This is a genomic window from Nocardioides sp. Root682, assembly GCF_001427795.1.
Taxonomy (GTDB): Bacteria; Actinomycetota; Actinomycetes; order Propionibacteriales; family Nocardioidaceae; genus Nocardioides.
The window spans coordinates 204,877-225,007 of record NZ_LMHJ01000005.1; the positions used below are offsets into that span (position 1 = coordinate 204,877).

Annotated in this window: 22 protein-coding genes; 17 read left to right on the forward strand and 5 right to left on the reverse strand. The window is 68.9% G+C overall.

The features are described from left to right. The first annotated feature begins 41 nt into the window (after positions 1-41). The 4 genes from ASD84_RS23715 (at position 42) to ASD84_RS23730 (ending at position 4,266) form a co-directional block, all read left to right on the forward strand. A complete protein-coding gene (locus tag ASD84_RS23715; protein ID WP_056716671.1) occupies positions 42-1,583 on the forward strand; it encodes a UDP-N-acetylglucosamine 1-carboxyvinyltransferase in 1,542 nt (513 codons plus the stop codon). Positions 1,584-1,590: 7 nt separating this feature from the next. Continuing rightward, positions 1,591-2,385 carry a glycerophosphodiester phosphodiesterase family protein gene (locus tag ASD84_RS23720; RefSeq protein ID WP_056716673.1) on the forward strand — a complete coding sequence of 265 codons (795 nt, stop codon included), beginning with the start codon at positions 1,591-1,593 and terminating at the stop codon, positions 2,383-2,385. A gap of 22 nt (positions 2,386-2,407) precedes the next feature. After that, on the forward strand, positions 2,408-3,778 hold the full coding sequence (locus ASD84_RS23725; protein ID WP_056716675.1) for an MFS transporter: 1,371 nt from the start codon (positions 2,408-2,410) through the stop codon (positions 3,776-3,778). Between the two features lie 98 nt (positions 3,779-3,876). Next, positions 3,877-4,266 carry an RNA polymerase-binding protein RbpA gene (locus ASD84_RS23730; protein WP_056716677.1) on the forward strand — a complete coding sequence of 130 codons (390 nt, stop codon included), beginning with the start codon at positions 3,877-3,879 and terminating at the stop codon, positions 4,264-4,266. 18 nt (positions 4,267-4,284) lie between these two features. Here the strand turns inward: ASD84_RS23730 and ASD84_RS23735 are convergent, their stop codons facing one another. From ASD84_RS23735 to ASD84_RS23750, 4 genes are all read right to left on the reverse strand, one after another. Continuing rightward, positions 4,285-4,740 carry an FxsA family protein gene (locus tag ASD84_RS23735; protein WP_056716903.1) on the reverse strand — a complete coding sequence of 152 codons (456 nt, stop codon included), beginning with the start codon at positions 4,738-4,740 and terminating at the stop codon, positions 4,285-4,287. An 18-nt stretch (positions 4,741-4,758) separates the two neighbouring features. Next, positions 4,759-5,514, reverse strand: a complete 756-nt coding sequence (locus ASD84_RS23740; protein WP_321164049.1) for a polyprenol monophosphomannose synthase — start codon at positions 5,512-5,514, stop codon at positions 4,759-4,761. Continuing rightward, positions 5,507-7,024, reverse strand: a complete 1,518-nt coding sequence (gene lnt, locus ASD84_RS23745; protein ID WP_056716679.1) for an apolipoprotein N-acyltransferase — start codon at positions 7,022-7,024, stop codon at positions 5,507-5,509. The genes ASD84_RS23740 and lnt overlap by 8 nt, the downstream gene beginning before the upstream one ends. A gap of 609 nt (positions 7,025-7,633) precedes the next feature. Then, positions 7,634-8,098 carry an Lrp/AsnC family transcriptional regulator gene (locus tag ASD84_RS23750; protein ID WP_082574222.1) on the reverse strand — a complete coding sequence of 155 codons (465 nt, stop codon included), beginning with the start codon at positions 8,096-8,098 and terminating at the stop codon, positions 7,634-7,636. A gap of 92 nt (positions 8,099-8,190) precedes the next feature. Between ASD84_RS23750 and ASD84_RS23755 the strand changes: the two genes are divergently transcribed. The 12 genes from ASD84_RS23755 to ASD84_RS23810 all read left to right on the forward strand — a co-directional run bounded on the left by ASD84_RS23755 (position 8,191) and on the right by ASD84_RS23810 (position 18,443). Further along, positions 8,191-9,120, forward strand: a complete 930-nt coding sequence (locus ASD84_RS23755) for a 5'-3' exonuclease (protein WP_056716680.1) — start codon at positions 8,191-8,193, stop codon at positions 9,118-9,120. A gap of 137 nt (positions 9,121-9,257) precedes the next feature. Next, positions 9,258-10,502 carry an urea ABC transporter substrate-binding protein gene (gene urtA, locus ASD84_RS23760; protein WP_156392276.1) on the forward strand — a complete coding sequence of 415 codons (1,245 nt, stop codon included), beginning with the start codon at positions 9,258-9,260 and terminating at the stop codon, positions 10,500-10,502. Between the two features lie 102 nt (positions 10,503-10,604). Beyond that, positions 10,605-11,489 carry an urea ABC transporter permease subunit UrtB gene (urtB, locus tag ASD84_RS23765; RefSeq protein WP_056716682.1) on the forward strand — a complete coding sequence of 295 codons (885 nt, stop codon included), beginning with the start codon at positions 10,605-10,607 and terminating at the stop codon, positions 11,487-11,489. Beyond that, positions 11,486-12,562, forward strand: a complete 1,077-nt coding sequence (gene urtC, locus ASD84_RS23770; protein WP_056716684.1) for an urea ABC transporter permease subunit UrtC — start codon at positions 11,486-11,488, stop codon at positions 12,560-12,562. Before urtB ends, urtC begins: the two co-directional genes overlap by 4 nt. Further along, positions 12,559-13,314, forward strand: coding sequence for an urea ABC transporter ATP-binding protein UrtD (gene urtD / locus ASD84_RS23775; RefSeq protein WP_056716686.1), 756 nt, complete (start codon positions 12,559-12,561; stop codon positions 13,312-13,314). Before urtC ends, urtD begins: the two co-directional genes overlap by 4 nt. After that, a complete protein-coding gene (locus tag ASD84_RS23780) occupies positions 13,307-13,987 on the forward strand; it encodes an ATP-binding cassette domain-containing protein (protein WP_056716688.1) in 681 nt (226 codons plus the stop codon). The genes urtD and ASD84_RS23780 overlap by 8 nt, the downstream gene beginning before the upstream one ends. Before the next feature lie 3 nt (positions 13,988-13,990). After that, entirely contained in the window at positions 13,991-14,293 is a 303-nt protein-coding gene (locus tag ASD84_RS23785) for an urease subunit gamma (RefSeq protein WP_056716689.1), read from the forward strand. Positions 14,294-14,309: 16 nt separating this feature from the next. Next, positions 14,310-14,642 (forward strand): urease subunit beta, encoded by a 333-nt coding sequence (gene ureB / locus ASD84_RS23790; protein ID WP_056716911.1) that lies wholly within the window; start codon positions 14,310-14,312, stop codon positions 14,640-14,642. Continuing rightward, positions 14,635-16,341, forward strand: coding sequence for an urease subunit alpha (locus ASD84_RS23795; protein ID WP_056716692.1), 1,707 nt, complete (start codon positions 14,635-14,637; stop codon positions 16,339-16,341). The genes ureB and ASD84_RS23795 overlap by 8 nt, the downstream gene beginning before the upstream one ends. A 6-nt stretch (positions 16,342-16,347) precedes the next feature. Beyond that, entirely contained in the window at positions 16,348-17,007 is a 660-nt protein-coding gene (locus tag ASD84_RS23800; RefSeq protein ID WP_200954708.1) for an urease accessory protein UreF, read from the forward strand. Further along, positions 17,000-17,725, forward strand: coding sequence for an urease accessory protein UreG (ureG, locus tag ASD84_RS23805; protein ID WP_056716693.1), 726 nt, complete (start codon positions 17,000-17,002; stop codon positions 17,723-17,725). Before ASD84_RS23800 ends, ureG begins: the two co-directional genes overlap by 8 nt. After that, complete coding sequence (locus tag ASD84_RS23810) at positions 17,709-18,443, forward strand: urease accessory protein UreD (RefSeq protein ID WP_162251591.1); 735 nt, start codon at positions 17,709-17,711, stop codon at positions 18,441-18,443. The genes ureG and ASD84_RS23810 overlap by 17 nt, the downstream gene beginning before the upstream one ends. On the opposite strand, the gene ASD84_RS23815 is transcribed toward ASD84_RS23810, so the two are convergent. After that, the gene (locus tag ASD84_RS23815; protein WP_235531243.1) at positions 18,440-19,540 is read right to left on the reverse strand and encodes a substrate-binding domain-containing protein; all 1,101 of its coding nucleotides are present in this window, start codon (positions 19,538-19,540) and stop codon (positions 18,440-18,442) included. The genes ASD84_RS23810 and ASD84_RS23815 overlap by 4 nt on opposite strands. 170 nt (positions 19,541-19,710) lie before the next feature. On the opposite strand from ASD84_RS23815, the gene ASD84_RS23820 reads away from it, so the two are divergent. Continuing rightward, entirely contained in the window at positions 19,711-20,091 is a 381-nt protein-coding gene (locus ASD84_RS23820; RefSeq protein WP_056716696.1) for a MarR family winged helix-turn-helix transcriptional regulator, read from the forward strand. Positions 20,092-20,131: the final 40 nt, after the last annotated feature.

Consider the following 20,131-nt stretch of genomic DNA (forward strand, 5'->3'; position numbering starts at 1 on the left):
GCGGGTACCGGTTATCTCATATATGAGTTACCGTCGTTCGTATGACTTCCGAGGACTCCGGCGACGACTACAAGGGTCGCATCGGCAACCTGATCCGTGACGCACGCAAGCACCGCGGCCTGACCCAGGCCCAGCTCGCCGACCGGCTCGGGACCAGCCAGAGTGCGATCAACCGCATCGAGAAGGGCCACCAGAACCTCTCCCTCGAGATGCTGGCCCGGATCGGCAGTGCCGTCGACTCCGAGATCGTCGCGGTCGGTGCCGGGCCCACGCACCTGCGGGTCAAGGGACCCACGACCCTCGTCGGCAGCATCGACGTGAAGACGTCCAAGAACGCCGGTGTGGCGCTGCTCTGCGCCTCCCTGCTCAACCGTGGCCGGACCACGTTGCGCAAGGTCGCCCGGATCGAGGAGGTCAACCGGCTGCTCGAGGTGCTCGACAGCCTCGGCGTGCAGACCCGCTGGATCAACGCGGAGAACGACCTCGAGATCATCCCGCCCAAGGACCTCGACCTCACCAAGATCGATGAGGAGGCGGCCCGCCGCACCCGGTCGGTCATCATGTTCCTCGGCCCGCTGATGCACCGTTCCGACGACTTCGACCTGCCGTACGCCGGTGGCTGCAACCTCGGCACCCGCACGGTGGAACCGCACATGTCGGCGCTGCGGCCCTTCGGCCTCGAGGTCAAGGCCACCGACGGCTGGTACCACGCCCAGATCAACCGCGCGATCGTCCCGACGCGCCCGATCGTGCTCACCGAACGAGGCGACACGGTCACCGAGAACGCGTTGATGGCAGCCGCGCTCCACCCCGGCACCACCGTCATCCGCAACGCATCGTCCAACTACATGGTCCAGGACCTCTGCTTCTTCCTGCAGGCCCTCGGGGTCCAGGTCGACGGCATCGGTACGACGACCCTGACCGTGACGGGTTGCGAGTCCATCGACGTCGACGTCGACTACTCCCCCAGCGAGGACCCGATCGAGGCGATGTCGCTGCTCGCCGCGGCGATCGTCACCCGCTCGGAGATCACCATCGAACGCGCACCGATCGAGTTCCTCGAGATCGAGCTGGCCGTGCTCGAGGAGATGGGGTTCCGCTACACCCTGACCGAGGAGTACCTCGCGGCCAACGGTCGCACCCGGCTGGTCGACATCACCACGCATCCCTCGGACCTGGTCGCACCGCGCGACAAGATCCACCCGATGCCGTTCCCGGGCCTCAACATCGACAACCTGCCCTTCTTCGCGGTGATCGGTGCCGTGGCCGAGGGCCAGACCTATCTGCACGACTGGGTCTACGACAACCGCGCGATCTACCTCACCGAGCTCAACAAGCTCGGTGGCCGGGTGACGCTCCTGGACCCCCACCGCGTTCAGATCGAGGGACCGACCTCCTGGACCGGCGCCGAGCTGATCTGCCCGCCCGCCCTGCGTCCCGCGGTGGTGGTGCTGCTGGCCATGCTCGCGAGCAAGGGCACGTCGGTCCTGCGCGGCACCTACGTCATCCACCGTGGCTACGAGGACCTCGCGGAGCGGTTGAGCTCACTCGGCGCGGACATCGAGACCTTCCGAGACATCTGAGGCCCCGATGGTCGAGCCTGTCGAGACCTACCTGCAGCCGGGTCGGGTGCTGGCCTTCGCCCACCGGGGCGGGGCCTACCACCCCGAGATCGAGGGCCTCGAGAACACGATGGCAGCGTTCCGGCACGCTGCTGCCCTGGGTTACGAGTACCTCGAGACCGACGTCCACCTGACCGCCGACGGGGTGCTGCTCGCGTTCCACGACGACGTCCTGGAGCGGGTCACGGACCGGACGGGCGCGGTCTGCGAGCTCTCCCTGACCAAGATCCGCGAAGCACGGATCGGCGGGCGTGAGCAGGTGCCGACCCTCGTCGACCTGCTCGACGCCTTCCCCACCGCACGGTTCAACATCGACATCAAGGCGGACGGTGCCGTCGAGCCGCTCGCTGCGCTGGTCCGCGAGCGCGACCTCTGGGACCGGGTGCTGGTCGGATCCTTCTCGCGGCGGCGCACCAGCCGATTCCGCAGGTTGACCGACGGGCGGGTGCCGACCGCTGCAGGCCTGTGGCAGATCGTCGCGTTCCGCTTCTCCCCCAGTGCCGCGATCGCCCATCGCCTCGCTGGTGGTGAGTTCGCTGCCTTCCAGGTGCCGCACCGGCGACGGCGCTTCGTAGTGGTGACGCCCGGGTTCGTGCGTCGGGCCCATGCTGCGGGGCACCAGGTGCACGTGTGGACGATCGATGATCGGGCGGAGATGAACGACCTCCTGGACCGCGGAGTCGACGGCCTCTTCACGGACCGCACCGACGTGCTCAAGGATGTGCTCCAGGGGCGCGGCCAATGGCTGTCCGCGCCCGACTGAACGTCCGGGGAGGGACAACCACATGAGCATCGCCGATCTGGCGCCACTGAACCGCGCGAAGGAACAGCGCGCCTGGTTCTTCTACGACTGGGCCAACTCGGCCTTCGCCACCACGATCGCCGGCGTGCTGTTCGCGCCGTACCTCATCTCGATCGCCGACGAGGCGGCCTGTGGGTTCGTCGGCGACGAGGACCGCAAGTGCCGGGAGAGTCTCGACGTACTCGGACTGGCGATCGCCCCCGGATCGCTTCCGTTGTACGTCATCACGCTCTCGACGCTGCTCGGCGCGCTGCTGTACCCGTTGATCGGAGCTCTTGCCGACCGGACGGCCCGCAAGCCGGCCCTCCTGGCCGGCTTCGCGTGGTCGGGTGCGGCCACTGCAGGCCTGTTGTTCTTCCTGGTCGACGACCACTGGTTGTTCGGCAGCGTCGTGTTCCTGGTCGCCAACCTGGCCTTCGGAGCGTCGCTGGTGATCAACGATGCGATCCTGCCGACGATCTCGGACGAGTCCGAACGAGACCGCGTCTCGTCGATCGGGTGGGCCTACGGCTACGCCGGGGGCGGACTCCTGCTCGCGGCCAACTTCGCGGTGGTCAACTTCCACGACACCCTCGGACTGGACAAGGGGACGGCGGTCCGGCTGTGCATGCTGTCGGGCGCCGCATGGTGGGCGGCCTGGACGATCATCCCCTGGCGCGGGATCAGCAACCATCCGCCCGTGGCGGTCGAGCACGTCGAGGGCGGCGTCTTCGCGCGGTCCTTCGGACAGCTGTGGGCGACGCTGAAGGACCTGCGGAACTACCCCGTCACGCTGACCTTCCTGCTGGCCTTCCTGTTCTTCAACGACGGCATCCAGACGGTCATCTCGTCGGCGGCGATCTACGGGGAGAAGGAGCTGGGTTTCGACCCGGGTGTGGTGCTCGGCATCTACCTGGTCGTGCAGTTCGTGGCGGTGTTCGGCGCGATCGGCTTCGGCCGGATGGCCCGCAAGCGTGGTGCCAAGAACGTCATCCTGGTCGGACTCGTCGTGTGGATGCTCATCGTCACCGCGGCTGTCTTCGTCCCGGAGAAGACCCTCGTGCCCTTCCTGGTGCTCGCCGTCGCGATCGGTGTCGTCCTCGGCGGCACCCAGGCGCTCGCCCGGTCGTACTTCTCGCTGTTCATCCCCAGGGGCAGGGAGGCGGAGTACTTCAGCCTCTACCACGCCATGGACCGGGGTACGTCGTGGCTCGGGACGCTGACCTTCGGCCTCGTCCACCAGTTCTCCGGCTCGTACCGCCCGGCGATCTTCGCGCTGATCGCGTTCTTCCTGATCGGCGGTCTGTTGCTCCTGCGGGTGGACACCGAGCGAGGCATCCGAGAGGCTGGCAACACCCCACCGCCCGTGATCTGACGTGACGGCGGACACCGTCGGCCCGCGAGAGGGTTGGAACTTTTTACCGGCGGGTAGCGTTGACAGATCAGAGACGAAACACGGGAGGTGGAGTTCTCATGGCTGAGCGGACATTGCGCGGCGCCCGACTGGGGGGCCAGTCGTTCGAGGACGAGCGCGGAATCGAGTTTGCGGCTCGCCAGCAAGTCGGTTACCGCTGCACGCAGGGACACGAGTTCGAGATCACCATGTCGATCGAGGCCGACGTGCCCGCGGTGTGGGAGTGCCCGCGCTGTGGCGCCGAGGGCGAGAGCACCTCAGGCATCGAGCGTGAGGTGAAGGTCGAGAAGCCCCAGCGCACGCACTGGGACATGCTGCTGGAGCGGCGTTCGGAGAAGGAGCTCGAGGAGATCCTGACCGAGCGGCTCGAACTGCTGCGCGGCGGCGAGATCGGTCCGGCGCACCTGCACCGGGCCAACGCCCGCAAGCGGAAGGCCGCCAAGGCCTGACGGACGTGCCATCGGGCCCTATTCGGGATCGATGACCTCGCCCCGGACCACGTCGCCCTGCGGCGGTGATCCGGGGCTTGTTCGTGTCACCACCCGGTTCACGGCGTACGACGTCAGCAGGCCGCGGAACACCGGTCGGGTGATTGGCAGGATGAGCACGATGCCGAGGATGTCGGTGACGAACCCCGGGCTCAGCATGAACACGCCGCCCAGGACCACCAGGACGCCGTCGGCGAGCTCGCGGGCCGGCATCTGACCGGTCTGCAGCCTCGCCTGGAGCGCCTGCCAGGCGCGCCGGCCCTCCCGCTTGATGAGCCAGGCCCCGATGATGCTGTCGAGCACCAGCAGCAGGATCGTCCACCAGGGGCCGATCGCCTGACCGACCTGGATGAGGACGAAGATCTCCAGGATCGGCATCACGACGAACGCCAGGAACAGCAGCAACGCTGCCCGACGTCCGCGTCGCCTCACCATGACCACCTCACGGGCACCTCATCGACGCAGCCGGGCCTTGAGGTTGTGCCAGCGCTCCCGGAAGCCCCAGGCGGTGATCCGCTTGAGGGACTCGATCGCGACCTGGCCACTCATCTTCGACTCGCCGCGCACACGCTCGACGAACTCGATCGGAACCTCGCGCACGGTCATCCCGCCGCGCAGGGTGCGGGTCACCATGTCGGTCTGGAAGACGTAGCCGGTCGACCTGACCTCCTGGAGGCGGATCTTCTCCAGGGTGGCGCGCCGGAAGAGGCGGTAGCCCGCCGTCGCGTCGCGCACGGAGATGCCGAGCAGGACCCGGACGTAGAGGTTCCCTCCGCGCGACAGCGCCTCGCGCTGCCACGGCCAGTTGACGACGGAGCCGCCGGGGATCCAGCGAGACCCGATGACCAGGTCGGCGTCGTGCAGCGCGTCGAGCAGGCGGTGGAGCTGCTCGGGTTGGTGCGACCCGTCGGCGTCCATCTCGCCGATGACGTCGTAGCCCTGGGTGATGGCCCAGCCGAAGCCGGCGAGGTACGCCGCGCCCAGCCCGCCCTTGGCGGTGCGGTGCAGGACGTGGACCTGCGGGTCGTCAGCAGACAGCTCGTCCGCGATCCGGCCGGTGCCGTCGGGTGACCCGTCGTCGACGACCAGGACGTCGACGCCCGGCTGCGCCTGACGAACTCGTCCGACGATCCAGGCGAGGTTCTCTGCCTCGTTGAACGTCGGTACGACCATGACGGTGCGGCCCAGGTCTGGGATGTGATCAGGCAACGGTTTCCTCCTCCGTGGACCCGGCCGACTCTTGCCTACGACGGTACGCGAAGACGCCAGCCACGAGAGCAGCAAGGGTCATCACGGTGAACAACCGGGACGGCCACGGCCCCAGGCGCATCGCGGGGGTCAGGTCGGTGCCCAGACCGACCTCCTGGACGAGGACGGTCGTGGTGCGCGGCTCCGCGGAGGCGACGACTGCGCCGTCGGGTGCGATCACGCCGCTGCGCCCGTTCGTCGAGGCGACGGCGAGCCAGCGTCCGGCCTCGATGGCCCGCAACCGGGTGATCGCGAACTGCTGCTCGATCTGGTTGGTGAAGATGAAGCTGGCGTTGCTCGTCTGGACCGTCAGCAGCTCGGCGCCGTCACGGACCTGTTCCGGCAGCACGTCGTCGTACGCGACGTCGAAGCAGATCGCGTCGGCGAGCTCGACGCCTGCGACGTGCAGGGGTTCGGTCCGGGTCCCGCTCTTCATGTCCCGCGAGACCAGGGCGAGCTGACCGAACTTCGGGTCCCAGTAGCGGCGCAGCGGGATGTACTCGCCGTAGGGAACCGGGTGCTGCTTGGTGTACCGATCGCCCGGGCCGCTCACCGGGTCCCACACGATGCCCTGGTTGAGGATGTGCTCCTCCCCGTCGTCGACGATCCCGCCGACGATCACCGGCACCCCGATGGTCGTCACGGCGTCATGGATCCCCCGGTTGACGGGCGCGTCGAGGAACGGGTCGACAGCCGTGGAGTTCTCCGGCCAGAGCACGAAGTCAGGTGCAGGCTGTGACCCGTCAGCGACATCGGCCGCCAGCTGCAGGGTGGCGTCGACGTGGTTCTCGGTGACTCCTCGCGGGTCGAACAGGATGTCGTTGCCCGGGCCGGGGACATTGCCCTGGACCACGGCCACCGTCGTGGTGCCGGTCCGGCTGACGTCGTACGACAGGACAGCAGGGGTGACCAGGAGTGCGAGGACGCCGACCAGAGCGCTGGCACGCACGCGGCGCTGTCCTGCCCCGGGCTCGACGAGATGGGCCAGCAGGAAGCCGCTCAGCGCGAGCAGGAAGGTCAGTCCGGTCATGCCGACGTACGCGACCACAGGAGCAGCGGGGGTGTCGATCGCCGCGAAGGCCAACCGTCCCCACGGAAGGCCGCTGAAGGGCCAGCCCCCGCGGAAGGTCTCCATCGTCGTCCACGCTGCCGCGAGCCACAGCGGACTCGCCGGGAGGCGGCGCAGGACCGGCACGCCGAGGCCGAGGAGCCCGTAGAACAGGGCCTCGAACGCGGACAGCACCAACCAGGCGTCGGGACCGACGGAGGTGCGCATCCACGCGAGGTGGCTGAACATGAAGCCGACACCGAACAGCAGGCCGAGCACGCCGGAACGGCGCACGGTGACGTCCCTCGTCACGACGGAGAAGCCGGCCACGGCGAAGGGCAGCAGCCAGGCGAGCGCGATGGGCTCGAACGACGCGGCCAGCAGGACCCCGCCGAACACCGCGAAGAAGGAGCGCTGCAGCACCCGGTGAGCCTAGTCGGCATGTCCGAGCAGCCCGGAGCGGGCTGTCAGGACGCCCGGCAGCGTGGCGAGAGGCGTACTCCGGCGAGCTTGCTCGCCCGCAGCGTCGCCGGAGACACGCTCGGGCAATCAGGTACGCCCGGCAGCGTGGCGAGAGGCGTACTCCGGCGAGCTTGCTCGCCCGCAGCGTCGCCGGAGACACGCTCGGGCAATCAGGTACGGAAGGGGCCGGGTCACCGTCGGGCCATCGCGACTTTCGACTGGCGGCCGACGTGCGCGACGTTGTCTAGGGAGGCCCGGACCCTTCCGGTTCGCTCTCGAGGAGCGAACCGACCTCCGCGAACCGATGTCGGACGGAGTTGGTGCTACTCCCCCGACGCGCGGCCACTCGGACGTCGGTCCGCCTGCCACGACCTGCACGAGCGAACGAATCCGTACTCTGGTCAGCCGCGCCGCGCCTGTCAACCGCCCGCTGACCTGCACTGATACGTGTTCTCGCAGGTCAGGGCGGGCTCAATCCCCCGGAAAAAACTCGAGAAAACATCGGAAGCACCGGCGTGTCGCAGACGGCACGCCGAGAGCGGTGCGCGGCGACGACCTGTCAGCGGGATGTCAGCCGGAAACGGGACGGTTCTCGTAGTAGGTCGAGAGCACGATCGTGGTGTGCGTCGAGACGTTCGCCACGGTCCGGATCCGACCGAGGAGACCCTCCATCTGAGCGGGCGACGTGGTCCGCACCTTGAGGATGTAGGACTCCTCGCCGGCAACCGACCAGCACGACTCGATCTCCGGCATGCCGACGAGGCGCTCGGGGCAGTCGTCGGGCTGGGAGGGGTCGATCGGGCGGATCGCGATGAACGCCGTGAGGGGCAGGCCGATCTCGGCGTAGTTGACCGTCGCGCCGTAGCCGAGGATCAGACCGCGCTGTTCGAGGCGCTTGACGCGCTGGTGCACGGCCGAGGTGGAGAGGCCCGTGGTCCGCCCGAGATCGGTGTAGGACATCCGCCCGTCCTTGGCCAGGAGCTCCAGGATCTGCCGATCGATGACCTCGACCGCTGGATTGATGCTCTGGCTCACGGGCCCAGACTAGGGCAGATCCGCCGCCGAACCGGCCACATCTCGTCCCACACCTCGTCCCGCACGTCGTCACGGCCCTAGGCTTGCCCGCGATGACCGATCGACTGATGCTCCTCGACACCGCCAGCATGTACTTCCGCGCGTACTTCGGTGCGCCCGAGATCCTGGCGCCCGACGGGACCAACGTGAATGCCGTCCGTGGCCTGCTGGGCTACATCTCGAGCCTTGTCGAGCAGTACGAACCGACGCACCTGGTCTGCTGCTGGGACGACGACTGGCGTCCGCAGTGGCGGGTCGACCTGATCCCGACCTACAAGGCGCACCGGGTCGTCGTCGAGGTCGCGGGCGCCCCCGATGTCGAGGAGGTGCCCGACCCGCTGGAGGTGCAGGTGCCGATCATCCGCGAGGTGCTCGCGGCCTTCGGTATCGCGGTGATCGGTGCGCCGGGCTACGAGGCCGACGACGTCATCGGCACGCTGGCCACCGGCGCCGGCATGCCCGTTGACGCAGTGACCGGCGACCGCGACCTGTTCCAGCTCGTCGACGACGCGGCTGGTGTCCGGATCCTGTACATCGGCAAGGGCGTCGGGCGGCACGAGCGCGTCGACGAGGCCTGGGTGCTCGAGAAGTACGGCGTGCGCGCCGACCAGTACGCCGACTTCGCCACCCTGCGCGGGGACGCCTCCGACGGCCTCCCCGGCGTGAAGGGCGTGGGCGACAAGACGGCGGCCTCCCTGTTGCAGAAGTACGACGACATCGCGGGTGTCCGGGCGGCAGTCGAGGACCCGGGCAGCGACCTGGGCCCGGGGCCGCGGCTGAAGATCCGGGAAGCGGCGTCGTACCTCGACGTGGCGCCGAAGGTCGTCGCCGTTGCTCGCGACATCGATCTCCCCCGCGGCGACGCGCTGGCCCTCCCCCGTACGCCCGTCGATCCCGACGCGCTGGTGGAGCTCGCGGAGCGGTGGTCGCTTGCGTCTCCGGTCACCCGACTCACGAATGTTCTTTCCGGGAGCACTTCGTAACACCGATTTCATTCCATTTGGTAGTAGTTCGAAATCAGCCCTTCCTAGGTTCATCGCACCGGGGCACGATGCCGTGCCCCATGGCTCCGAGCCCGCAGCCCGAGACTGCAGGCCGATGACCGAGAGGGTTCACCCACGTGTTGCATTCCCGCACCCGCCTTGCGACAGGCACCGTCCTCGCGCTCACCGCAGCGCTCAGCCTGAGCGCCTGTGGTGGCACCAAGTCCGGAGAGAAGAGCGCAGTCGAGAGCTGCGTCGACACCTCCGGTGACTCCATCGAGCTCGGGTTCCTCAACTCCACCTCCGGCGCGATGGCGATCAGCGAGCAGACCGTTCGCGACTCGCTCTCGATGGCCGCCGAGGAGATCAACGCCGACGGCGGCATCCTCGGCAAGGAGATCAAGTTCGTCGAGGAGGACGGCGCGAGCGATCCCGCCATCTTCGCCGAGAAGATCGAGAAGCTGCTGACGGGTGACTGTGTCGCCGCCGTCTTCGGCGGCTGGACCTCGGCCTCGCGCAAGGCGATGCTCCCGGTGGTCGAGGCCAACAACGGCCTGTTGTTCTACCCGGTCCAGTACGAGGGCCTGGAGGCGTCGAAGAACATCTACTACACCGGCGCCACGACCAACCAGCAGATCATCCCGGCCATGGACTTCCTCAAGACCAAGGGCGTGAAGACGCTGTTCCTGGCGGGCTCGGACTACGTGTTCCCGCGTACGGCGAACAAGATCATCAAGCAGTACGCCGCGGAGCTCGGGATCAAGATCGTCGGCGAGGAGTACGTCCCGCTCGATGACGACGACTGGACCACCCAGGTGGCCAAGATCGTGGCCGCCAAGCCCGACTTCGTGTTCAACACGATCAACGGATCCTCCAACGTGGGCTTCATCAAGGCCTACTACGAGCAGGGACTGACGGCTGCTGAGACGCCGATCATCTCGGTCTCGATCGCCGAGGAGGAGGCGCCGGCGATGGGCAAGGACGTCACCGGCCAGTACGCCGCGTGGAACTACTTCCAGTCGGTGAAGTCGCCGGTCAACGACACCTTCATCAAGGCGTTCCAGGACAAGTACGGCAAGGACCGCCCGACCTCGGACCCGATGGAGGCGGCGTACACCTCGCTGTACCTCTACAAGAACCTGGTTGAGAAGGCCGAGTCCTTCGACGTGGACAAGATCAACGACGCTGCTGACGGAGTGTCGTTCGACGCCCCTGAAGGCACCGTCACGATCGACGGGGAGAACCACCACATCGCCAAGACCGGACTGATCGGCCAGATCAACTCCGACAACCAGTTCGACGTGGTCTGGTCGTCGGAGACGCCGATCGAGCCCGACCCGTTCCTCAAGGGCTACGCCTGGTGGGACCCGAGCAAGAAGTGACCTGAGGGGCTCAGCCCGACCAGCTCATCCCTCACCACCCGGGGTGTCGTGCCTACGCGGTACGGCGCCCCGGGGCTCTCCCCCCAGCCAGGAGACCTCGTCTTGGACGCGTTCACCACTCCCCTGCTCGCCGGCACAGCGACCGGCGCGCTCCTCCTCATCGCCGCTCTCGGCCTCGCCCTCACGTTCGGCCAGATGGGCGTCATCAACATGGCGCACGGCGAGTTCCTCATGGCCGGGGCCTACACGACCTATCTCACGCAGCAGGTCGTCACCAACACCGATGTCTCGATCCTCGTGGCGCTTCCGGCCGCCTTCCTGGTGGCCGGCAGCCTCGGCCTCCTGCTCGAGGTCGCGATCATCTCCTGGATGTACCGCCGACCGCTCGACACGCTGCTGGTCACCGTCGGCGTGAGCCTGCTGCTCCAGCAGCTGGCCAAGGACGTCTTCGGCGCCCAGGGCGACCCCGTGCAGACGCCGGGCTGGCTCGACGGCTTCATCGACGTCTTCGGGTACCACTGGCCGTACCGGCAGATGTTCACGATCCTGCTGGCCGTCGCGGCACTTGTCGGGCTCGGTCTCCTGCTGAAGTACACCGCCTACGGCCGGCAGATCCGCGCCACGGTCCAGAACCGCGACCTCGCAGAGACGATGGGGGTCTCGACCCGCACGATCGACCGGGTCACGTTCTTCGTCGGATCCGGCCTCGCAGGAGTGGGCGGGGTCGCGGTCTCGCTGATCTCCGGTACGAACCCGAACCTCGGGACGACGTACATCATCTCGGCGTTCCTCGTCGTCGTCGCCGGAGGCCTGGGACAGCTCAAGGGCACCGTGATCGCCGCCTTCGCCGTCGGCATCGTCACGGCGTTCTTCACCGACTGGTTCAGCTCGAGCATGGCGCAGGTGTTCACCTTCGCGCTGGTCGTGATCTTCCTCCAGCTCAAGCCCCAGGGCCTGTTCACCGTGCGGACGAGGGGGCTGGCATGAAGAACGTGCAGAAGTGGGGGCGGACGTGGGGTCCGCTGCTGGCCATCGCGCTGGTCGCCATCGCCCTCCTGGTCGTCGCGCCCGCCGTGCTCAGCCCGTTCCGGCTCAACAACCTCGGCAAGTACGTCTGCTGGGCGATCGCCGGTGTCGGCATCGGGCTGGCGTGGGGTCGTGGCGGCATGCTCGTGATGGGCCAGGGCGTCTTCTTCGGGCTCGGTGGCTACGCGATGGCGATGCACCTGAAGCTCGAGGCCTCCATGGCGACGGGCGGGCCGGACGCCGTACCGGACTTCATGGTGCTGTACGGCGACGGGACGATGCCGGGTTGGTGGGAGCCCTTCCGCAGCGGACCGTTCACGCTGTTCGCGATCGTGGTCGTCCCTGCCGTCGTGGCCGCGATCCTCGGGTTCGCCATCTTCAAGCGGCGGGTGAAGGGCGCCTACTTCGCGATCCTCACCCAGGCCCTGGCGGTGGCCTTCGCCACCTTGCTGATCGCCACCATCCAGCAGACCGGGGGCTTCAACGGGCTCAACCAGTTCACCCTGTTCTTCGGCTACAACCTGTACGACCCGGTGAACAAGAAGATGATCTACTCGATCGCCGCGGCGGTGCTGGTCGTGTGCCTCGTGGTCGTGTGGCAGCTGTACCGCAGCAGGTTCGGCGAGCTGTTGGTCGCGACCCGCGACGCCGAGGAGCGGGTGCGGTTCCTCGGCCACGACCCGGCGAACATCAAGCTCGCGGCGTTCGTGGTGGCTGCCGTGATGGCGAGCATCGGCGGGGCACTGTTCACCCCGATCACCGGCATCATCTCGCCGTCCGACGTGGACGCCACGGCCTCGATCTTCCTGATCGCGGGCGTCGCTCTGGGTGGCAGGGCACTGCTCCTGGGGCCAGCGCTCGGCGCGATCGCCGTCGGTTTCGGCCAGACCACGCTGTCGGAGTCCTTCCCCGACCAGTGGACCTACGGCCTCGGCCTGCTGTTCATCATCGTGATCCTGTGCTTCCCCGCGGGCCTCGGCAACGCCTGGTCGCAGGTCACCACCCGGTTCCGAAGGAGCGAGGCGGTCTCATGAACGACGACTATCTGGAGATCCGCGGACTTACGGTCGACTTCGACGGCTTCAAGGCCATCGACGGCGTCGACCTGACCCTCATCCAGGGACAGCTGCACTTCCTGATCGGCCCGAACGGCGCCGGCAAGACCACGCTGGTCGACGCGGTGACCGGCCTCGTCGCGGGCACCGGTCTTGCCCGGTACCGCCACCAGGACCTGTTGCGGATGAAGTCGCACCGGATCGTGCGAGCAGGCATCGGACGCACGTTCCAGACGGCGTCGGTCTTCGAGGGGCTCTCGGTGCTGCAGAACCTCGACATCGCGGGCGGCATCCACCGCTCGGCATGGGGCATGTTGCGCGCGCGGCGCGGCACGCCGTCGTACGTCGAGGAGGCACTCGAGACGATCGGCCTGACTGCGCTGCGCGACAAGCCGGCGGGCGTTCTCGCCCACGGCCAGAAGCAGTGGCTCGAGATCGGCATGCTGCTGGTCCAGGACGCCCGGGTGATGCTGCTCGACGAGCCCGTCGCAGGCATGAGTGCCGAGGAGCGGGACGCCACCGGCGAGCTTCTCCTCAGGATCGGTACCGAGCGCACCATCGTCGTCATCGAGCACGACATGGACTTCGTGCGCAACTACGCCCAGCTGGTCACGGTGATGCACGCAGGCAAGGTCCTCGCCGAGGGCAGCGTGGCCGAGATCCAGGCCAACGCCAGGGTCCAGGAGGTCTACCTGGGCCGCACCGTGGAAGCAGAGGCCAACCGTGCTTGAGCTGCGTGACGTCACGGCCGGCTACGGCCGGACCAGAGTGCTGGAGAACGTGTCGATCGAGGTGCCCGAAGGGGGCGCCGTGGCCATCATGGGCCACAACGGTGCGGGCAAGACCACTCTCCTGAGGGTGGCCGTCGGTCTGCTGCCGGTGATGAGCGGCCAGGTGCTGCTCGACGGTGAGGACGTGACGAGGCTGCGTCCGAACAAGCGGGTACGACGCGGTGTGGGCTACGTGCCGCAGGGTCAGCTGTGCTTCCCGCAGATGACGACCCTGGAGAACCTGCAGCTGGTCAGCACCGACCGAGTCGAGATCGACGGGGTCCTGGGCACCTTCCCGGCCCTCGTCGAGCTGCTCTCCCGGCGTGCGGGTCTGTTGTCCGGCGGCCAGCGCCAGCAGCTGGCGATCGCCCGGACCCTGCTCACCAAGCCGCGGCTGCTGATCCTCGACGAACCGACCGAGGGGATCCAGCCCAACGTGGTCGCCGAGATCGAGGCGGTGATCGCTGCGTTGACGACCCGGGGGGACCTGTCAGTGCTCCTGGTCGAGCAGCACGTCGGCTTCGCGCTGCGGAGCACGGGGTCCTACTACGTCCTCGAGTCGGGTCGGATCACGTCCAACGGCACCGGTGGCGCGGGTGCCCTGGAAGCCGTCCGTGCGGCGATGGCGGTCTGAGAGATGCATCTGACTCCGGCCGACACGGAGAAGCTCCTGCTCAGCGTTGCCGGGATGGTTGCCCGCGACCGGTTGTCCCGCGGTGTCCGTCTCAACTACCCCGAGTCGGTGGCCCTGCTCTCGTGCTGGGTGATCGAGGAGGCCCGCGCCGGGGCCCGGGTCGCGGACCTGATGGAACGCGGACGCGAGGTGCTGGCCCGCGACCAGGTCATGACCGGCGTCGCCGAGATGATTCGCGACGTCCAGGTCGAGGCCACCTTCCCGGACGGGCGCAAGCTCGTCACCCTGCACCACCCGATCGCGTGAGGAGACTGCCGTGGGGATCGTGACCGAAGGACCCGGCGCCACCCGGACCGGCGCCGGGACCGTGGTGCTCAACGGCTACCGCGCGCCGGACCAGCGGTCGGTCGTCGTGTTCACCAACACCGGCGACCGCCCGATCCAGATCGGGTCGCACGTGCACCTGCCGGACGTGAACAGTGCGCTGTCGTTCGATCGGACGGCAGCACTCGGCTTCCGGCTCGACATCGCCTCGGGCACGTCGCGGCGCTTCGAGCCGGGAGCCTCCCAGGAGGTCGCGATCGTCGCGCTGGGCGGGCTCCGGCTCGTGCCGGGCATCCAGATCAAGCCCGAAGGTGGATCCCTCGATGGTTGAGATCAGCCGGGCGTCGTACGCAGCGCTCTACGGTCCGACCGTCGGTGACCAGGTCCGCCTGGGCGACACCGACCTCTGGATCGAGGTCGAACGCGACCACGTCGTCGGGGGTGAGGAAGCCGTGTTCGGTGGCGGCAAGTCGATCCGTGAGTCGATGGCCCAGTCCATCCGGTCGTCCGCCGAGGGTGCGCTCGACACCGTCATCACCAACGCCCTCGTGCTCGACCACTGGGGCATCGTCAAGGCGGACGTCGGCATCCGGGCCGGCCGGATCGTCGCGCTGGGTCGGTCCGGCAATCCGGACATCGCCGACGGGGTGCACCCGGACCTCGTGATCGGCCCGGGCACGGACGTGATCGCCGGCGAGGGGCGGATCCTGACGGCGGGAGCCATCGACGTCCACGTGCACCTCCTGTCGCGCTCTCAGCTGGTCGAGGCACTGGCCACCGGCATCACCACCGTTGCCGGCGGTGGCACCGGGCCATCCGAGGGTTCCAAGGCCACGACCGTGACACCCGGCGCCTGGCACCTCGCCGCCGTCCACCGAGCCCTCGACACGGTGCCCATCAACGTCCTGCTCTTCGGCAAGGGCAACACGGTCAGCGCGGCAGGACTGGCCGAGCAGGCGTTGGGCGGCGCAGCCGGCTACAAGGTGCACGAGGACTGGGGTTCGACGCCGGCGGCCATCGACGCCTCGCTCCGGGCGGCCGACGAGTTCGGCCTGCAGGTGGCGCTGCACTCGGACAGCCTCAACGAGGCGGGCTATGTCGAGTCCACCGTCGGGGCGATCGCCGGGCGTGGCATCCACGCGTTCCACGCGGAAGGCGCCGGAGGCGGCCATGCCCCGGACATCCTCACGGTGGCCTCGCTCCCCCACATCATCCCCGGATCCACGAACCCGACGCTGCCGCACACCGTCAACACCGTCGCCGAGCACCTCGACATGCTGATGGTCTGCCACCACTTGAATCCGCAGGTGCCCGAGGACCTCGCCTTCGCCGAGTCGCGGATCCGGGCCACCACGATTGCTGCCGAGGACCTCCTGCACGACATCGGCGCGCTGTCGATCACCTCCTCCGACGCGCAGGCCATGGGCCGCATCGGGGAGGTGATCTGCCGGACCTGGCAGGTCGCCCACGTCATGAAGCGCCAGTTCGGCAACCACGCCGACCTCGGCGGCGGGGCAGCCGACAACATCCGGGCCAAGCGGTACGTCGCGAAGTACACGATCAACCCGGCGATCGCCCACGGCATCGACCACGAGGTCGGCTCGATCGAACCCGGGAAGCTCGCCGACCTCGTGCTGTGGGACCCGCGCTTCTTCGGGATCAGGCCGGACGTGGTGATGAAGTCGGGCGCGCTCGTGTGGGGCGCGCTCGGCGATCCGAACGCCTCGATCCCGACCCCGCAGCCCGTCCTGATGCGGCCCACGCTCGTCGACGACGGGAGTCCCTACGGAGTGAGCTTCGTGGCTCCGGCAGCGCTGGCCGACGGGCTCGCGGACCGGCTCGGGCTACGACGCCGGCTGGCCGCCGTACTCCCGACCAGGGAGGTGACCAAGACGTCGATGGTCAACAACTCGGCGCTGCCGCGGATCGACATCGACCCGGAGACCTTCGCCATCGACGTCGACGGCGAACGAGTCGTCCCCGCCCCGGCCGAGGAGCTGCCGCTCGCGCAGCTCTACTCGATGTTCTGAGCGCCCGTGCCCCATCCCGAGCTGCTGATGCTGATGCTGGCCGACGCACGGCTTCCCGTTGCCGGCCACACCCAGTCGGGCACCCTCGAGGGCGCGCTGGCGAACGGGCTGGATCCCGCCGATGTGCCGGCCTACCTCCGCAGTCGCCTGTGGGGGGCGATTCGGGTGGAGGCGGGCACCGCCGTCGCCGCGCGCCATGCAGCGCGGGGTGGGGCGGACCTGGCGGGGGTCGACCGTGCCTGGGCAGCGCGCACGGTCTCCCCCGCCCTGCGCGACGCCGCCCGGCTGCAGGGACAAGCACTCCTGCGGTTGGCGGTGCGCGTCTGGCCAGGAGCCGTCGGCGCGCTGGAGGTCGTCACCCGGCCCAGCCGGTCGACGGTTCTCGGCACGCTCGCGGGCCACCTCGACATCGGCGCCGCCTCGCTCGCCCGCCTCGTCGCGTACGACGACGTGCAGACGGTCTGCGCGGCGGCGCTCAAGCTGGTGCCGCTCGATCCCGTCGTCGTGACGGGATGGGTGCACGACGCGCTCGACCACGTCGACGACGTGGTCCGAGCCGTCGCCGACGTGCAGACCCCCGACGAGATTCCCGCTGTCGCGTCACCCCAGATCGAGGCATGGGCACAGGCCCACGCCGGTTCCTCAAGGAGGTTGTTCCGTGCCTGAACTCGCCGCTCTTCCCCAACCAGTCGGGCCGCACCGGCCGTTGCGGCTCGGCGTCTGCGGTCCCGTGGGCACCGGCAAGAGCTCCCTGATCGCGCTGCTGTGCCGGGAGCTGGCCGAGCGCCTCGAGCTCGCAGTGGTCACGAACGACATCTACACCGACGAGGACGCCCGCTTCCTCCGGTCGGCCGGAGTGCTGGCGTCCGACCGGATCCGCGCCGTCGAGACCGGTGCCTGCCCGCACACGGCGATCCGGGACGACATCAGTGCGAACCTGATGATGGTGGAGGACCTCGAATTCGACTACCCGGAGCTGGACGTCGTGCTGATCGAGTCGGGGGGCGACAACCTGACGGCCACCTTCTCCCCCGCTCTCGTCGACGTGCAGATCTTCGTGCTCGACGTCGCCGGCGGTGGCGACGTGGCCCGCAAGGGTGGACCGGGCATCGAGCGTGCGGACCTGCTCGTGGTGAACAAGACCGACCTGGCGCCGTACGTCGGCGTCGACGTGGTCCGGATGGTGGCCGACGCGACCGCAGCCCGCGGGGAACGACCCGTGATCGGGCTGTCGCGAAGCGACCGGTCCAGCATCGATGCGCTCGTGGGCTGGCTGGACGGAGTCCGTGACCACCACCTGTCCGGCGCCCTGATCCCGGTCGACCCGGGCCCGATGGCCGCCCACTCCCACGCACATGCGCACGGGCATGCTCACGAGCACTGAGCGCTTGGCGCGGACCCGGATCCGGGTCAGCCGGGGCGACGGTCTCGCGCGCTGCAGCGTGCGCAGCGCGGTGACGCTGTCCGATCCCACGGCGGCGTCGATCAGGCCCATGCTCGTCGACCACAGCCGGACCGGAGCACGGGTGTCGTTGGTGCCCGAAGGCGCGCTCCTGCTCGCTGGCGACGCCATCGAGATCGACGTCGCTGTCGACGCCGGCGCCCGACTCGACTTGATCGAGCCCGGCGGCACGGTTGCCTTCGACATGCGGGGCGCATCAGCCTCGTGGTCGGTGCTGATCACCCTGGGGCCCGGAGCGACCCTGACCTGGGCCGGTGAGCCGTTCGTCGTCTCGGCCGGAGGCGACGTGCAGCGCCGTACCGTTGCCAGGCTGGCCGGCGGCGCACGGCTGCACCTGCGGGAGTCCCTCGTCCTGGGCCGGTACGGCGAGCTCCCCGGAACCGTGCGCCAGCGGACGGAGGTCAGCGTGGACCGGAATCCGGTCCTGGTCGAGGACCTGCCCCTGGATCCGACGACGACGCCTGCGTTGCTGGGCGGGCACCGGGTGGTCTCGTCGGTGCTTGCTGTCGGCGGCGACGGGCCCGCGGACGGGCCTGCCGAGGACCGGTACGACCTGGATGGCGGCGGCACGTTGTGGCGTCGGCTCGGGGTGCATGCTCACGAAGCCGGTCTGACGGCCGCGTGGGGAGCGGGCTCCTAGTGGGCGCGGGCGATCTGTTGCTCGACCCGGAAGCCGAGGCCGTCGGCGGCGGCCAGGTAGACGTCCTGGTCGAGCAGGTTGCCGTCCAGCCGCATCAGGCCACGGGGGCTGGCATAGAAGTGGCCGGTCTCCAGGCTGGACAGGGCGCGGACGTCGAGCGAGCCGCACACTTCACCCACCCGGGCCAGGAAGCTCAGGGCTTCGTAGCAGGACTCGCCCACGGCGTTGAGCGCAGGCGCCCAGCGGCCCCAGCGGGCGTAGTAGGCACGCGCCAGCTCGGTGCTCTCCGACGTGCCGAGTCCGTCGAAGTACGCCGCAGCGGCGTAGAGCTTCTCGTTGGCGGCCGCTCCGCCGGCGAGCAGGGTGTTCTCCTCGACCGCCGGGCTGAGCCGGGGCAGCTCCACCGACAGGCCGGAGCGGGCGAACTGACGGTTGAAGTGCACCGCGTCCTGCCCCATCAGCAGCATGATCACGCCGTCGATGGGTTGCCGCGCGAGGTCGGTCAGGACGGTGCTGAAGTCACTCGTCCCGAGGGGCACGTAGGTCTCGCTGACGATCTGCGACGGCGTGTCCTGCAGCGCCAGTCGGGCTGTGGTGCCGGTGACGCGGGGGAAGACGTAGTCGTTGCCCACGATCGCCCACCGACCGATGCCGAGCTCTTCGCGCATCCAGCGCGCTGCAGGCAACAGCTGGTTGATCGGCCGCTCGCCCAGCATGAACACCCCAGGTGTGGCATCGCCACCCTCGTGCATCGCCGCGAAGGCGTAGACGACGCGGCCGCCGACCCGGGCCGTGATCGCCTGGCGGACGGCCGAGATGTGCCAGCCCGCGACCGCCTGGACGCGGCCACTGTCGACCAGGCGACCGACCTCGTCCGCGACCAGAGCCGGTTCACGGCCGCCGTCGACCACCACGAGCTCGACCTGGCGCCCTGCGATCCCTTGGCGCGCATTGAGCTGCTCCACGGCGAGCTCGCCGCAGGCCAGGCAGGACGGTCCATAGATGCCGGTCGGTCCCTGGAGCGGGACGACGAAGGCGATCGACAGGACGTCCTCGGCTCCCGCGCCGATTCCTGTTTCGCTGGGCAGCTCGGGCACGGGACCTCCGTGCGGGACATGGGCTGTCTCGGCCAGCGACGCTGCGGGCACGCGGTGCAACCAGATCTGGTGGGGCAATGCCTACGATAGAGCCGACTCCGCGGCACGGCCCCGGCGTTAACGCGATTGTCACGAAACTGTCCGAAGGCACTGGCCCGAAGGAGATCGCAGTGGGCAACACCACCACCCAGCACCGCGTCTCCTCCAGCGTTGCGGTCCGGATCCGCCAGGCCGAAGCGGCCGTCCGCGAAGCACTCCAGCCGCTCCTCGACGAGCACGGCCTCACGCTCGAGCACTGGCGCATCATCGCCGTGATCGATGACGAGCCCGGACTCGGGATGAGTGAGGTCGCGGTCGCTGCGGTCGTCCCTGCTGCCAGCCTCACCCGCCACATGGACCGGCTGGTGGAACGCGGCCTCGTCGTGCGGCGCGCCGATCCCGAGGACGGCCGGCGAGCGGTCGTGGCGCTGTCTCCGCGCGGCCAGACCTATGCCGCCCGCGTCAGGGACGTCGAGCGCACCGTCAACGTGCCCGAGCCCCTGGGCACCTGAACGACCCCGCCAACTTTTCAGGCCGAGGCCCGGCGCAGTT

What these genes read in the sequence shown, in the direction of transcription:
- ASD84_RS23715 (WP_056716671.1), top strand. Translation starts at nt 42, where the DNA reads ATGACTTCCGAGGACTCCGGCGACGACTACAAGGGTCGCATCGGCAAC.
- ASD84_RS23720 (WP_056716673.1), top strand. Translation starts at nt 1,591, where the DNA reads ATGGTCGAGCCTGTCGAGACCTACCTGCAGCCGGGTCGGGTGCTGGCC.
- ASD84_RS23725 (WP_056716675.1), top strand. Translation starts at nt 2,408, where the DNA reads ATGAGCATCGCCGATCTGGCGCCACTGAACCGCGCGAAGGAACAGCGC.
- ASD84_RS23730 (WP_056716677.1), top strand. Translation starts at nt 3,877, where the DNA reads ATGGCTGAGCGGACATTGCGCGGCGCCCGACTGGGGGGCCAGTCGTTC.
- ASD84_RS23735 (WP_056716903.1), bottom strand. Translation starts at nt 4,740, where the DNA reads ATGGTGAGGCGACGCGGACGTCGGGCAGCGTTGCTGCTGTTCCTGGCG.
- ASD84_RS23755 (WP_056716680.1), top strand. Translation starts at nt 8,191, where the DNA reads ATGACCGATCGACTGATGCTCCTCGACACCGCCAGCATGTACTTCCGC.
- urtC (WP_056716684.1), top strand. Translation starts at nt 11,486, where the DNA reads ATGAAGAACGTGCAGAAGTGGGGGCGGACGTGGGGTCCGCTGCTGGCC.
- urtD (WP_056716686.1), top strand. Translation starts at nt 12,559, where the DNA reads ATGAACGACGACTATCTGGAGATCCGCGGACTTACGGTCGACTTCGAC.
- ASD84_RS23785 (WP_056716689.1), top strand. Translation starts at nt 13,991, where the DNA reads ATGCATCTGACTCCGGCCGACACGGAGAAGCTCCTGCTCAGCGTTGCC.
- ASD84_RS23795 (WP_056716692.1), top strand. Translation starts at nt 14,635, where the DNA reads ATGGTTGAGATCAGCCGGGCGTCGTACGCAGCGCTCTACGGTCCGACC.
- ASD84_RS23810 (WP_162251591.1), top strand. Translation starts at nt 17,709, where the DNA reads ATGCTCACGAGCACTGAGCGCTTGGCGCGGACCCGGATCCGGGTCAGC.